Raw genomic sequence first — 14,632 nt, 5'->3', positions numbered from 1 at the left:
TTTGGTATAAGAACCTGGCGCCGTTAAACGGTCCGGCGTAACTGACACTTCTATTTAGTAGCTTATGAAATGTTTGATTCATTTGTTCAGATCTATTAAGACCAATAGTATACTTGGCCTTTTAGCTATTACATCTTTTACCGCATTACAAAGTGTAGCCCAGACTAAACAACTGCGAGATGTTCAGCATCAATACAACCTTAATCCAAACAGCTCTTTGCTCTCACGGGTGACGGATACTCCGGATGACGTTCTGAAAAAGTTCAGAGATGCCGGCATGGCGCCGACGGAACATCATTTGACAGATGAAGAGATTGCAATCATATCCGACGCTTTTGACGCACTCCCGTTATTGCATCAGCGTGTGCTGAAGCAACACCTGAAAAGCATCAGCTTTCTGGACAATATGCCCAATACGGCGTTGACATCGCCGGTCACCAGGGATGAAGACATCAATCTTTATCATATAACTTTCCGCTCAGGGATTCTTCATCAGACCATTTCTGAATGGGTAACGGAGAAAGAACGAACCTGCTTTGCAGGAGGCGATTCTACGGTGTCGGTGTCGATACAGGCAGGCGGACTACATGCATTGACATATGTAATGTTGCATGAGGGGACACATGTGGTGGACGGGTCACTGCATCTTATTTCGGCAGATACCGTATCAGGTAAAGCGCAGCGAAATGTTTTTACCGCGAATTTTTCGAAAGACGTGTGGAAGAATATTAATAGTTACGACTGGCTGGTAAGAGATTCGATAGTGTTGCAAAGCCGCTTTAGGCCTGGTGGCCGGCTTTTCCTGTTGACAGAAGCTGCCAGCGTTTACGCGGGACTCGCTCAAACGCCGTTCGTATCACTTTACAGCACCGCGAGCTGGCATGAAGATCTGGCCGAGCTCCTTACAATATATCACCTGACACATGTCTTGAGACAACCTTTCCGGTTTGTCGTTAAGCAAAACGGTAAGGAGGTGTATAGTTTTGAACCAATGGGTAATACCCTGATAAAGAAGCGTACGGGTCTTTTGCAGCGCTTCTACGGCTTATCCTAGACACAGGAATACAAATAAATTTATCAATTAATCGCTTTTGCCGATTTCATGTTTAGGAGGAACGACGGCTACATCTTTTTCTTCCTCTTTCTGTTCCACATGCACCGCATAGTCAGCCGGCTCTATGCGTTTCCCGTTGAAATCTGCATACGCACGGGTGAATTCGGCCCCGAAATATAGAATAGCTGCTGTATAATAAATCCATAGCATTATAACGATCAGGGAGCCTGCAGCACCATAGGTAGAACTAGTGGCGGATTTTTCAATATAAATGCCGATTACCAGCCTTCCGATCATAAATAGTACGGCAGTAAAGAACGCACCTGAGCGAACATCCTTCCAACTAATTTTAGCATCTGGCAATACTTTGAAGATTACACCGAATAGTATCGAAATAATCATAAAGCTGATTATATAACTGATAATAGTAAAAAGCGTTACAGTTACGTCAGGCAGGAAGTGCTTTAACCGGTCACTAATAGCATCCAGTGCCCCATTCAGGACAAGGGAAACTAAAAGCAGGAAACCAAGCGTTACAATCATAGAGCCTGATAGCAGGCGATCTTTGATTATTTTCAGCCATCCTTTTTTAGGCTTTGGCTTTACCTGCCAGATGATATTGATAGATTGCTGGATTTCACCAAATACCGTCGTAGCACCAATAATAAGAGTAACCACACCGATTATTACCGAGATGGTGGATTTTCCGGTCATTTCAAGGTTACGGATCATTTCCTGCACCTGCAGGGCCGCCTCATTACCAACAATTCCATTGATCTCTGAAAATACTTTAGTTTGTATAACGTCACGACTGAGGAAAACACCTGCCAGTGAGATGAGCAGGAGTAATAGTGGCGCTAAGGAAAAAACGGTGTAATAAGCCAGTGATGCGCTGAATTTAAGAGCCATATCATCCATAAAACCGGTGAAGGCCGCTTTAAGGATCGTAAAATAGTCTTTAAACGATTTCTTGGTAAAATAGCTTCTTATTGTCATATTATCAGGGTTACGTCATGTTTAAGTAATTAGCTTTGCGATCAGCTGATATCCAATGTTGCATCCAAAATAATACCGATGATATGAGCGCCTTAATAGGCGGTCTCCGGTATAATCCTGCGGAAATCTTACCACATATGAAGTATATTGCCAGAATGTTTGGGTCTAAATATCCCATACAGGTTATGACAGTCTCAGTCGGGACATTTTGCTTCAGTTGGCCCCAAGAGCTACTTACCATTATTTTCTCTTACAGGGTTTTGGCACTGGCATTGAATAGTGCAGAAACGAAAAAGCTAAGCGTTATAGAAGCGTGTATGTTATTCAATGAGGCAGTTACAAGTATGCATCTGTTTGCTATTTAGCGGAAGTTTAAGAGGGGGCGCCGCAGAAAATTTGCCATGGTGTTTCTTTAAGAAGCGGAAGTTTGCAAGGGTGGATTTTTAATTCATTACTGACAAGCACGACAAAACGAAGATTATGCCAGTTGGAAAATTATGAGTTTCATTATTGGACCTGGGTAAAACAGCTGCAGAAAAAAAATATGGCGCACAGGCCTTGTCATATCCTGATAAGGTGATCGCAGCAAATCCGGATCATAAGGCAGGCAAAATGAAGAAAGAACAATTAAAGGGCGATCCCGAAGAAATAATAACGCATTTATCTATAACTTGCTAATAACTTCATTTTCAATCATTAAAAACAAAAAAGCCTCCAAATCTTTCGACTTGAAGGCTTAAAGCTTGCGGACCAGACGGGACTCGAACCCGCGACCTCCGCCGTGACAGGGCGGCATTCTAACCAACTGAACTACTGATCCTTCCCTTGTTTTCGGGGCAGCAAAGATAGCGACAAACAAATCAATTTTGCAAATCTTTTTTAAAAAATATTTTAGCGTTTATCTTTACAGCGTACTTTAACCAATTTTATACACAAATATGCAATTCCTGGATTTTGAGAAACCTATTGAGGACCTGTATGATCAGTTGGCAAAACTGAAGGAGAATGGCGCAAAGTCAGGTGTAGACGTTACAGCTACTGTAAAGGAGTATGAGCAGAAGATCGCTGATACCCGCCTTGAGGTGTACGACCACCTGACCAGTTACCAGAAGGTACTGCTCAGTAGGCATCCCGATAGGCCCTATACCCTCGCCTACATCGAGAAGATGTGTACCAATTTCGTGGAGCTGCACGGCGACAGGAATGTGAAAGACGATAAAGCCATGGTCGGTGGATTCGCCGAGCTTGATGGTGAAACAGTCATGTTCATTGGTCAGCAGAAGGGGATAAATACCAAAATGCGTCAGATCCGCAACTTTGGCATGGCTAACCCGGAAGGTTACAGAAAGGCGCTTCGCCTCATGAAACTGGCTGAAAAGTTCAACAAGCCTATTGTTACCCTGATAGATACGCCTGGTGCTTACCCTGGTCTCGAAGCTGAAGAGCGCGGACAGGGAGAAGCCATCGCCCGCAATATTTTCGAAATGGTGAAATTACGGGTGCCGGTTATCTGTATCATCATCGGTGAAGGTGCTTCGGGTGGTGCACTGGGGATCGGTATCGGCGACAGGATCCTGATGCTGGAAAACAGCTGGTATACAGTAATTTCTCCGGAAAACTGTTCCACGATCCTCTGGCGTAGCTGGAATTTCAAAGAGAAGGCTGCTGAAGAACTGAAGCTGACTTCCGACCATATGAGCCGCTTTGGCCTGGTGGACGGTGTCATCAAAGAACCGCTCGGTGGCGCGCATGTGAATCCGGACGAAATGGCGGATATTCTCAAGAAGAAGATCAAGGATACCCTGGCAGAACTGAAAAAGATCGACGCCGATACCCGTATCGAGCAGCGTATCGATAAGTTCAGCAACATGGGCTTTTTTGAAGAACGCTAAAAATATTTCGTTATATACCATTCCAAATTATAATCTTTGCACCTCTTTACGATTGATAAAGAGGGCGATTTGGAATTTGTTATCTGGAATCTACACTCAATATGGAACAATTGAAAGGCACCGGTGTGGCACTGGTTACGCCCTTTAAAAAAGACGAAAGCATCGACTGGAATGCTTTGGAAAAAGTGATTGATCATGTGATTTCCGGCGGGGTTGACTACGTAGTATCCCTGGGGACCACCGGAGAAACTCCTACACTTAGCTCAGAAGAGAAGCTGGACATTATGAAATTTACCTTCGAAAAGGTGAATAAACGTGTACCGGTGGTTGTAGGCATTGGTGACTACAATACCCGCGACGTTGTCAAGCGACTCGAAACCTGTCCGCTGGACGAAGCTGCTGCTGTACTGAGCGTTGCTCCCTACTACAGTAAGCCCAGCCAGGAAGGATTGTTCCAACACTATAAGGCCGTTGCTGCTGCATCTCCTAAGCCGATCATCCTGTACAACGTACCTGGAAGAACAGGTCGTAACATGACTGCGCAGACAACCCTGCGCCTGGCGAATGAGGTAGGCAACATCGTGGCAATGAAAGAAGCCAGCGGTGACATGATGCAGTGTATGCAGATCATCAAGGACAAACCAAAGGATTTCCTGGTTGTCAGCGGTGACGATGCACTGGCATTCCCTCAGATCGCAACAGGTATGGACGGACTGATCTCTGTGGCAGCTAACTACTTCGCAAAGGATGTAGCTGACATGGTGAAGGCAGCACTGGCCAGCGATAACGTAAAAGCCCGTGAGCTGCATTACAAACTGCAGGATTCCTTCGATCTGATGTTTGAAGAGAATAACCCTGCCGGTGTAAAAGCATTCATGGCAGAAGGTGGCCTGATCGAAAATGTATTCCGCCTGCCGGTAGTACCGGTAAGCGCAGGTTTACACAGCCGTATCGCCGCTTTCAACAAAAACTACAAGTAAACCGCTGAGCGGTAGAAATAAAGCACCCCGTTCTGCCTGGCAGGACGGGGTGCTGTGTTTTATGCGGTAGGTGGAGGGGTCAGATAATATAACTGACACCTTCCAGCGCGAGTTCGGAATTGGGGAATACTTCCCGGCATTCAGCCTCAAATGGCGTCAGGTCGGTGTATTTCGAAGAGAAATGCCCTATAATGAGCCGGTGGGCATTGGCCTTTAATGCCAGTGTGGCTGCTTCCACAGTTGTACTATGAAACCTTTCTGCCGCTCTTTCTGCCAGATTGTGCAGGTAGGTGGTCTCATGGTACACCAGATCAGCATTTTTCGCAAAAGGGATCAGATCCTCAGAAAAACGCGTATCTGCGTAATAAACATACTTTTTACCTGTAGGCGGCGCCAGGGTAACCCAGTCATTTTTCACGATTAAACCATCTTTCCTGTGATAATCCGCGCCTTGCTGTAGTTTGCTGAAGTAAGCGGCTGGTATCTCATACACTTTGGCCTGATCAGGAATGATCTTCCGCTTGCGTTTCTGCATTTCAAAGGCAAATCCATAGCAGGGAATACGGTGTTGGGTAGGGAAGAAGCTGACTTTCAGATCCTTATCTTCAAGAATAACTCCCTGGTTCTCTTCCAGTAGTGGTACAAATTGTAACTCAAACTGCAGGACGGTACCGGAGCATTCCATCTGGAGCCGTAAAATAGCCTCCAGTTCGGGCGGGGCAAACACTGTTAAGGGGTCTTGCCGTCCGAGCAGACTAAGGCTGTTTATAAGCCCTATAAGGCCGAAATAATGATCTCCGTGAAGGTGGCTGATGAAAATATATCTCAGGCGGCTTCTTCTGATCTTATAACGTGCAAACTGTAATTGTGTGCCTTCTCCGCAATCCACCAGTATCAGCTGATCATTACATGTCACTATCTGAGCCGTCGGATGTCTTTCTAACGTGGGAAGAGCTGAGTTATTACCTAAAATGGTGACTGCAAACATGAACGAAAAAAAATATTTACCAAAAATCCTTATTTATTCCGGGAAATGGAATTGAATTCCACATTCCGGAAAAATAGGGCACCAATGTGAGAGCAGGGAAAAAATTATTCCTCATCCTGCAATAATTCCCTTTCAAGATCTTCCATCATGACCATGTCAATGGCTTCAGACATTGTAGGGACAAGGTTATACGCCGATTCATCGGCGATTTTAAGCTCATTTGTTAAAGTGCTGTTAAGGCCGGTTACCGCGCAAGACAGTCCGCTGTCATACTGCTGGTGATATACTGTTAAAATGGCTTTAATCCCTTCTGCATCGGCTTTTTCCACTAATGCCATGTCCAGTATAAGGTTACGTCCATCCAGACCTGGTAATTCTGATACCTCCCTGGTAAACCCGGCTGACAAATTAGCATCCAGTTGCGTAATTTGAGGCTGTACGATCAGGATTTTTTCTTTGGTATCAATTTTGAATTCCATAAGTAAGATTTTCTTTTATAAGTTAGTAAATAAGTAATCGGGAATCCTGCCAAATAACAGCCTTCTTCTTACTTAACAGCCCTCAATTGTACACTTGTACTATTAAAGTGTTAGGGTAAAGGTAAATCAAAATTATTTGCTAATATTGTATAAGCAAGTCCCCGTAAGGGTTTTAATAATTTAATATTCTCACAATGGACCAGAATTTTTCACCGCAAGTAAAGGAGATCATTTCGTTTAGCAGAGAGGAAGCTTTACGCTTGGGAAATGATTTCATCGGCACAGAGCACCTGCTGCTAGGCATAATTCGAGAAGGGGAAGGGACAGCTGTTAAAATTCTGCAGGCCTTAAATGTAGACCTTTATGAACTTCGTAAAGAGGTTGAGTTGGCCGTAAAAGATAAGACAGGAAAAAATATTGCCAATATCAACAGTCTACCGCTTACAAGGCAGGCAGAAAAGGTTATACGTGTTACCGTGCTCGAGGCAAAAGCCCTCAAAAGCCCAACCGTGGAAACCGAGCATTTAATGCTTTCAATCCTCAAGAATAAAGAAAACGTTTGTACACAAATCTTACAACAGTTTGACGTGGATTACGACACTTTTAAAAACGAACTGGGCTTCGTAAAATCAGCCGATCCTAAGGCAGAGTTTGATGATCCTGGAGAAGAGGAGTTTGAAGATGAGCGTAAGAGCTTTGCCTCCAAGGCTAAACAAACCAATACCAAGTCCAAAACCCCTGTGCTGGATAATTTCGGCAGGGATATTACCAAGCTGGCCGAGAGTGGCAGCTTAGACCCTATTGTTGGTCGCGAGCAGGAAATTGAGCGTGTATCGCAGATATTATCCCGCCGTAAGAAGAACAATCCGATCCTTATCGGTGAACCGGGTGTTGGTAAAACAGCTATCGTGGAAGGCCTCGCGCTGCGTATCGTACAGCGTAAAGTATCCCGTGTACTGTTTGACAAACGCGTGGTAAGCCTTGATCTGGCGGCGCTGGTAGCGGGAACAAAATATCGCGGACAGTTCGAAGAAAGGATGAAAGCCATCATGAACGAACTGGAAAAGAACCGTGATGTGATCCTGTTCATCGACGAGATCCATACCATTGTAGGTGCAGGTGGTGCTTCAGGTTCCCTGGACGCTTCCAACATCTTCAAACCGGCCCTGGCTCGTGGAGAACTCCAGTGCATCGGTGCATCTACCCTCGATGAGTACCGTATGTACATTGAGAAAGATGGCGCGTTAGACCGTCGTTTCCAGAAAGTAATGGTAGAACCTCCAACCGTGGATGAAACTATTCAGATCCTGAATAATATCAAACCACGCTACGAAGAATACCATAACGTAAGCTATTCTCAGGATGCGATTGAAGCGTGTGTAAAACTCAGCGACCGTTACATGACAGACCGTCTGTTACCTGATAAGGCGATCGACGTACTGGATGAAGTAGGCGCAAGAGTACACCTGAAAAATATCAATGTTCCGCAAAATATCCTCGACCTGGAAAAACAGATCGAAGACATCAAGCAGGAAAAAAATAAAGTCGTAAAAAGCCAGCGTTTTGAAGAAGCTGCTGCATTACGCGATACCGAAAAGAAACTCGGAGAAGACCTGGAAAAGGCTAAGAACGTTTGGGAAGAAGAAGTGAAGCATAAACGTTATCCGATCGACGAGGAAGCTATCGCAGAAGTAGTAAGCATGATGACAGGTATTCCTGTTAAACGCATGGTACAGGCTGAAACTGAAAAACTCCGTCGTATGGGTGAAGACCTGAAAGGCGCTGTAGTTGGTCAGGACGAAGCCATCTCGAAAGTTACAAAGGCGATTCAGCGTAACAGGGTAGGGTTGAAAGATCCTAAGAAACCAATCGGTACTTTCATCTTCCTGGGTCCTACCGGGGTTGGTAAAACCGAGCTGGCAAAATCCCTCGCACGTTATATGTTCGACTCAGAAGATAGCCTCATCCGCATCGATATGAGTGAATACATGGAGAAATTCTCCGTAAGCCGTCTGATAGGTGCGCCTCCGGGATACGTTGGTTATGAAGAAGGTGGTCAGCTGACTGAAAAAGTACGCCGCAAACCTTATTCTGTAATTCTCCTGGATGAAATCGAGAAAGCTCACCCTGACATCTACAACATCCTGTTACAGGTACTGGACGATGGTATCCTGACCGACGGTCTTGGTCGTAAGGTGGATTTCAAGAACACCCTTATCATCATGACGTCTAACATCGGTGTACGTCAGCTGAAAGATTTCGGTGCAGGCGTTGGTTTCACTACCTCCGCAAAAGCAAACACAGAAGAAGACAATACTAAATCAGTAATTGAAAAAGCACTGAAACGTACCTTCTCTCCTGAGTTCCTGAACCGTATCGATGATGTGATCATATTCAACTCTCTGAGCAAAGAACATATCTATACCATCATAGATATCACTATGCAGAGTGTACTGAAACGCCTTCAGAACCTGGGCTTCAGCCTGGAACTGACAGAAGAAGCCAAAGGCTTCCTGGCAGAGAAAGGTTACGATCAGCAGTTCGGCGCCCGTCCGCTGCACAGAGCCATCCAGAAATACCTGGAAGACCCACTGGCAGAGGAAATTCTGAATATGAACATCCATAACGGAGATGTCCTCATTGCAGATCTGGACAAGGAAAATCAGAAACTGATCTTCACTTTAAAGAACTCTTCAAAGAGTAACAAATCCGAAAAATCAGAGGCATAATAAGCCATAGTTGATAGAAATGTTTTGATAAAAATCCCGGATGTAAGTCCGGGATTTTTTTTGTTTACCCTTCCCATAAAAAGCAGCTAATACCTCCCAAAGACGATATTCATACATCCAACCACCGATAATACGCATACCCCCTTCAATAAAACAATAACAACAACAATACCGATAACGATATTTATACAAGACCTATATATGACTATTACAAAGGTGACAGGCGTGACCAGCGAATGGATTGAGGTGGAAACAAAGGGTCTTAGCCCGGCGTCCTACCTCAACCCGCAGTAAGAAGCCAATTAAACGAAAGCCATTAAAGAGTACTATCAGCAGCAACTCATCAGATACTTATATGATTATCCGATACTTACCTAAAACATAACATGAACGTGTTATCTAACTGCTATATCCCTGAATTCAGGGATATGGTAATCAGTGCTCCTCATATATTTAAAAAATAAACAAATGAAAATCAATACTATGTAAAACGCCTTTATGAATCAAAATCATACGTTCATGTCATAACATGATTGTTAATAATATTAGATATTTGCACCATACAATACTGCTAAGGCTGTTTCACTTAGCATCAGCATATCGTTTCGTAAACAGACATGTGAACAATAAATACATCCACTAACTTTTTTAACCTGACTTTTTTACTGAAAAACTGAGTGCCTGGCAAACGCGGGTGATTGGTCTGTGTAGTTTATAACAAGAATAAACTATCAGGCTATAGATGTGCATGATCCAATCATGGTGGGCTTCGTTTGCAATTACATCAGAACAAATAATTAATAGCATAAATAATAAAATCTATCTATCCCTATACTATGAAATCAGTTATACGTAACACTTCCCGTACACTCGTTCTGGCTGGTGGCATCACGCTGGCAGCTACTGCCGCCAACGCTCAGATGAAGATTGGTGACAACCCCTCTCAGATCACAAAATCAGCTATTCTTGAGCTGAGTAGTACCAAGCAGGGTCTCTTATTACCAAGAATACCAAACTTTACAGCTATCGACGCCGCTATCGGAACTGATCCCGTGGACGGAATGGTTGTATACCTGGCAAGCGGTACCGCCACCACAGAAGGTATCTACATGAGAAAAGCAGGCGCCTGGGTGAAAATAGCAAGTACTGCTGACGCGCTGGCTAACTGGAGCCTGAAAGGTAATACAGGCACGACTGCTGCTGACTACATCGGTACTGCCGACGCACAGCCACTGTCCATCCGTACCAACGGTGTGGAAGCAATCGGCATACAGGCTGACAGACAGGTGAAACTCTCCACAGTGAATGCGGATAACACTACTTTAGAAGTGATCATGCTGAGTGCAGCTGGTATCGTGTCTAAAAGAACATTACCGCAGACAGCCTTCAATACCCTGTTCAATAACATCAAAACCACCGCTGACTCTGCAAATGCAGCATTCAACGTGACAGAAAACGTTGCAACAGGTGAAGTAACCGTAAATGCACCGATCCTGGCGCCATCTACTACTGCTACCTACGGTTTCCTGAAGAAATCTGATTGGGATAAATTACAGGCACTCTCTAGCGGTAATAACCTGTCTATCGCTGACTTCATCACCACTGTTGCTGCTGCTGAAGTAAACAGAGGTGGCCGTATCTCTTATGATGCTGCTACTGCCAGCTATAAATTAGAACTGGTTGCTGCCAGCGCTACACAGGCTGGTATCGTAACCACCGGCGTACAAACTTTCGGTGGCGACAAGACCTTCAACGGTGCAACTACAGTAGGCAATACCCTGAATGTAACCGGTGCTGCTACCTTGGGTAATAACCTGTCCGTAGCGGGTACTTCTACACTGACCGGCGCCACCACAGTTGGCGGTACACTCGGTGTAGCCGGCGCTGCCAACTTAGGTAACAACCTCACTGTAACCGGAGCAACTACATTGAATACACTGGCAGTAACCAATGCAACCACTCTCAATGGTACTGTAGACCTGACCTCAGTGGCAAACGCAGCTACCGCTACATCTTATGATGTATTGGTACGTGAAGGTAGCACCGTGACTAAAAGACCTTTTGATCTCGACGCTATCGCAAAAGCGATCCGCACAATCAAAGCAGGTACAGGCACTACTGATAATGTGAATGTGAATTTCAAAACTGACAGCCTAGGTACAAACTTCGATATCCAGGCAACTACAAACGATGTGTCGTTCAACCTGCCCAATGCAAGTGCCGTAGACGCTTCTCATACTGTCGCTCAACGAGGTGTGGTATCAACAGGTAACCAGAGCTTTGCGGGTAACAAAAGTTTCGCAGCTGCTGTAGCCGTAGGTACTAACGCTCCTGCCAACTCAACGCTGCAGGTAAACGGTTCCGTACAGATGAGAATTTACAAGACAGCTGTATCCTATACATTAACCGATACTGATAACACAGTACTGGCTGATGCAACAAGTGGCGCACTGACAATCACACTGCCTGCTCCTGCTGCTGCAATCGCTGGTCGTATATACACTATCAAAAAGGTAGGTACAGGTGATATCAACAAAGCCGTGAAGATCCAGCCAGCTGCTGGTACGATCGAAGGCGGTGCTGATTACATGATCTACAACGACTGGACTTTCATTACAGTACAGACTGACGGTGTTGACTGGTACATCATCAGGAAATAATAAGGATCTTATTTAACAGGAGCAGCAACAGGCTGCTCCTGTTATTCATTATTACGCTGTATTTCCAGTAACCTACCTATAAAGACCTATGAAAATATTGAATTGTCGCGGCGGTCTCCTGAGCTTGTGTGCTTTCTTACTTCCCGTATTGGCACACGCACAGCAATTAAAATTGGGATCCGCTCCAACAGTGATCGAGAAATCTGCATTGTTAGACCTGAATAGTGATAAACAGGGCTTATTATTGCCCCGTGTAAGTGATTATAGCGTTGCTCCATTGAACGCTGCACCTGATGGTATGATCATTTACTATGTTCCTGACAAGATGCTCTATGTCAGGAAAAATGGTATCTGGAGAAAACTGATCGATGAAACCGCCACTACCACCGGTATTACATCCGTAAACGGACAAACTGGTCCTGCTGTAACATTAACCACCAACAATATTACTGAGTCTGTTAACCTGTACTACACTGATGCCAGAGCAAGAGCTGCATTCAGTGCCGGTACCGGTATCAATATCACCGCAGCTGGTGTGATCTCAGCTTTAAATACAACCGATCTCTGGAATGCTCTACAGCTCCGGGGACGGAATATTTCCAATAATGCACCTGCTAATAATGATGTACTGACATGGGACAATGCAACCAGTACCTGGATACCTAAAGCAGTGACTGCCGGTGGATCTGGTACGGTAACTTCCGTGGGCTTATCATTACCTTCTATATTCACAGTGACAAACAGCCCGGTAACTACTTCCGGCACTTTAACCGCAACATTCAACAACCAGTCACAACGGCTGTTCTTCGCTTCTCCGGTATTTGGATCGGGGGCGCCGTCTTTCAGAGCGCTGGATGGTAACGATATTCCTAATATAGATGCAGGTAAGATCACCAGTGGTGTATTACCTGTAGCACAGGGTGGTACCGGGATTAACTACCTCGGTTCGCCGAAAGATGTGATGAAAGTAAAAGCCGATGGAAGTGGCATTGAATGGTCAAATGACTATGTAGCCCTAACTTCCACACCAAACTTTAATGGTGATGTGACAGCGACCGGCAACTTTTATTCTGTAAATACTTCCCTCGTAAATGTGGGTACCGCCGGCACCTATACGAAAGTAACCACCGATGCAAAAGGGAGGGTGACTTATGGTACCACATTACAGGATACCGATATTCCTGGTCTTGATGCCAGTAAGATCATCAATGGCGTATTCCCGATCGCAAGAGGTGGGCTGGGACTGAACTATTTCGGTACTGCCGGACAATCCATCCGTGTGAACAGCGGCGGTAACGGCTTCGAATATTATACGCCTTCCGCTTCTTCTACCACAATCACTTTAACTGGTGATGCAACAGGTAGCGGTACGACCAGTATCCCCGTAACACTCGCCAACAGTGGCGTAACGGCAGGTACCTATACTAAAGTAACAGTTGATGCCAAAGGTCGTGTAACGACTGGTGCTGCACTCGCTGCTGCTGATCTTCCTGCTGGCTCCGGCAACTATATTCAGAACATATCTTCCGGTACACAAACAGCTAACTTCTCCATTAATGGTAACGGTACGATAGGTAATAATCTTTCTGTGCAAACCATGACAGCAGGTTCTGTATTGTTTGCCGGTAGCGGTGGTCTCATATCTCAAAAGAATGCCAACTTCTTCTGGGATAATACTAACAACCGTCTGGGCGTAGGTGTCAACGCACCTGGTAATACGCTGGATGTAGGTGGTACGGTAGCTGGTACCGGTGTTTCGGGGCTGCGCCTGAGAGCATTGAACAGTGCCACCGTACAACCTTACAACAGCAAGGTATTATCAATCAATAACAATGGCGATGTGATCGTGACGCAGAATGCCGCTGCAAGTAACTGGCTGATCACAGGTAACAGTGGAGTAGATGCAAATAACCAGTTCCTCGGTACAACTGACGACAATAAAATGGTGATCAGATCCAACAATGCCCCATTGCTGGAATTTGGCCGCAGACAAACACTAGGACTGACAGAAGGCTATACCGACTATACTGATAACGATGAAATGGTGACCCACCTGCGTTCTGCATTGCAGTTCGCCGTACCTGCATCAGTGAATTTTTATAAACCTAAAATGTGGACAAATGCGGATGGTAACTTCCGTATGAAAGGTTGCTCCGCAGGTACCGACTATTTTGAGTTTGGCGCTACAGGTACTAATAACGCCGGTGGTTTTGAATTTATCATTGGTGACGATGGCGACGAACCGATCGTTTTCAAAAGCTATAATTATACAGGACCCACCTTCACAGAGATCATGAGATTACAGAACCTGAATGTGGGAATCGGTCTTGGTGGTGCAACTCCGGCAAAACGTCTGCATATCAATGCGAACAATGATGCGATTCGTATCACCAACCTGTCCTCAGGTAGTGGTACACCACTGGTAGTAGCAAGCAATGGAGATGTTACAAAGGCAACTTCTATTGATAATACACCCATTGGTGATAATACGCCTGCGAGTGGTACGTTTACTACACTGTCTGTTGGAACAGGCGCTTTAAACCTCAGTAATAACAACAATAATAACATCAATATCGGCAATAATACTTTTTACAGAATTACCGGTCCGAATAACAGCTTTACAATTACCAGTATTGCCGGAGGATCGGATGGTCGTATGATTACCCTGTACAATTCGACAGGTCAGAATATGACGATCTCTAACGAAAATACCGGAGGTGGTATTACGGCTGCTAACAGGATACTTACCAATAGCGGAAATATTGTTACCTCAGGCCAGGGTTCCGTTACACTGATCTATTCCGGTACTGATAGCAGATGGATTGTTACATCCTTTGTTCAATAACAATTAAAA

At 44.9% G+C, this 14,632-nt stretch carries 10 protein-coding genes and 1 tRNA gene; 7 read left to right on the top strand and 4 right to left on the bottom strand.

The window, feature by feature from the left end:
* Positions 1 to 64 precede the first annotated feature (64 nt).
* On the top strand, positions 65 to 1,054 hold the full coding sequence (locus tag CPIN_RS32845) for a hypothetical protein (protein ID WP_012794204.1): 990 nt from the start codon (positions 65 to 67) through the stop codon (positions 1,052 to 1,054).
* A gap of 27 nt (positions 1,055 to 1,081) precedes the next feature.
* On the opposite strand, the gene CPIN_RS32840 is transcribed toward CPIN_RS32845, so the two are convergent.
* Complete coding sequence (locus tag CPIN_RS32840; protein ID WP_012794203.1) at positions 1,082 to 2,050, bottom strand: YihY/virulence factor BrkB family protein; 969 nt, start codon at positions 2,048 to 2,050, stop codon at positions 1,082 to 1,084.
* Positions 2,051 to 2,560: 510 nt separating this feature from the next.
* Here CPIN_RS32840 and CPIN_RS39125 point away from each other — a divergent pair.
* Positions 2,561 to 2,728: a hypothetical protein gene (locus CPIN_RS39125; RefSeq protein ID WP_187294717.1), complete on the top strand. Its 168-nt coding sequence runs from the start codon at positions 2,561 to 2,563 to the stop codon at positions 2,726 to 2,728.
* 68 nt (positions 2,729 to 2,796) lie between these two features.
* Here the strand turns inward: CPIN_RS39125 and CPIN_RS32830 are convergent.
* A tRNA-Asp gene (locus tag CPIN_RS32830) sits at positions 2,797 to 2,870 on the bottom strand.
* 118 nt (positions 2,871 to 2,988) lie between these two features.
* Between CPIN_RS32830 and CPIN_RS32825 the strand changes: the two genes are divergently transcribed.
* Complete coding sequence (locus CPIN_RS32825) at positions 2,989 to 3,942, top strand: acetyl-CoA carboxylase carboxyltransferase subunit alpha (RefSeq protein WP_012794201.1); 954 nt, start codon at positions 2,989 to 2,991, stop codon at positions 3,940 to 3,942.
* Between the two features lie 101 nt (positions 3,943 to 4,043).
* The gene (gene dapA / locus CPIN_RS32820; protein WP_012794200.1) at positions 4,044 to 4,922 is read left to right on the top strand and encodes a 4-hydroxy-tetrahydrodipicolinate synthase; all 879 of its coding nucleotides are present in this window, start codon (positions 4,044 to 4,046) and stop codon (positions 4,920 to 4,922) included.
* 79 nt (positions 4,923 to 5,001) lie between these two features.
* Here dapA and CPIN_RS32815 read toward each other — a convergent pair whose 3' ends face one another.
* Positions 5,002 to 5,910, bottom strand: coding sequence for a ribonuclease Z (locus CPIN_RS32815; protein ID WP_012794199.1), 909 nt, complete (start codon positions 5,908 to 5,910; stop codon positions 5,002 to 5,004).
* Positions 5,911 to 6,014: 104 nt separating this feature from the next.
* Positions 6,015 to 6,389 carry an STAS domain-containing protein gene (locus CPIN_RS32810; RefSeq protein WP_012794198.1) on the bottom strand — a complete coding sequence of 125 codons (375 nt, stop codon included), beginning with the start codon at positions 6,387 to 6,389 and terminating at the stop codon, positions 6,015 to 6,017.
* Between the two features lie 194 nt (positions 6,390 to 6,583).
* Between CPIN_RS32810 and CPIN_RS32805 the strand changes: the two genes are divergently transcribed.
* The 3 genes from CPIN_RS32805 (at position 6,584) to CPIN_RS32795 (ending at position 14,623) form a co-directional block, all read left to right on the top strand.
* Complete coding sequence (locus tag CPIN_RS32805) at positions 6,584 to 9,118, top strand: ATP-dependent Clp protease ATP-binding subunit (RefSeq protein ID WP_012794197.1); 2,535 nt, start codon at positions 6,584 to 6,586, stop codon at positions 9,116 to 9,118.
* 836 nt (positions 9,119 to 9,954) lie between these two features.
* Entirely contained in the window at positions 9,955 to 11,778 is a 1,824-nt protein-coding gene (locus CPIN_RS32800; RefSeq protein ID WP_012794196.1) for a phage tail-like protein, read from the top strand.
* 88 nt (positions 11,779 to 11,866) lie between these two features.
* The gene (locus CPIN_RS32795) at positions 11,867 to 14,623 is read left to right on the top strand and encodes a beta strand repeat-containing protein (RefSeq protein ID WP_012794195.1); all 2,757 of its coding nucleotides are present in this window, start codon (positions 11,867 to 11,869) and stop codon (positions 14,621 to 14,623) included.
* The last annotated feature ends 9 nt before the right edge of the window (positions 14,624 to 14,632 follow it).

Origin of the sequence: Chitinophaga pinensis DSM 2588, from assembly GCF_000024005.1 — a bacterium.
In the GTDB taxonomy this organism is placed as follows: domain Bacteria; phylum Bacteroidota; class Bacteroidia; order Chitinophagales; family Chitinophagaceae; genus Chitinophaga; species Chitinophaga pinensis.
Note: the sequence above shows the minus strand (reverse complement) of the source record. Positions and strands in the feature narration are given on the sequence as shown.

Bases quoted from the DNA above. Each gene is read 5' to 3' on its own strand.
- CPIN_RS32845 (WP_012794204.1), top strand. From the start codon at position 65: ATGAAATGTTTGATTCATTTGTTCAGATCTATTAAGACCAATAGTATA.
- CPIN_RS32840 (WP_012794203.1), bottom strand. From the start codon at position 2,050: ATGACAATAAGAAGCTATTTTACCAAGAAATCGTTTAAAGACTATTTT.
- CPIN_RS32825 (WP_012794201.1), top strand. From the start codon at position 2,989: ATGCAATTCCTGGATTTTGAGAAACCTATTGAGGACCTGTATGATCAG.
- dapA (WP_012794200.1), top strand. From the start codon at position 4,044: ATGGAACAATTGAAAGGCACCGGTGTGGCACTGGTTACGCCCTTTAAA.
- CPIN_RS32815 (WP_012794199.1), bottom strand. From the start codon at position 5,910: ATGTTTGCAGTCACCATTTTAGGTAATAACTCAGCTCTTCCCACGTTA.
- CPIN_RS32810 (WP_012794198.1), bottom strand. From the start codon at position 6,389: ATGGAATTCAAAATTGATACCAAAGAAAAAATCCTGATCGTACAGCCT.
- CPIN_RS32805 (WP_012794197.1), top strand. From the start codon at position 6,584: ATGGACCAGAATTTTTCACCGCAAGTAAAGGAGATCATTTCGTTTAGC.
- CPIN_RS32800 (WP_012794196.1), top strand. From the start codon at position 9,955: ATGAAATCAGTTATACGTAACACTTCCCGTACACTCGTTCTGGCTGGT.
- CPIN_RS32795 (WP_012794195.1), top strand. From the start codon at position 11,867: ATGAAAATATTGAATTGTCGCGGCGGTCTCCTGAGCTTGTGTGCTTTC.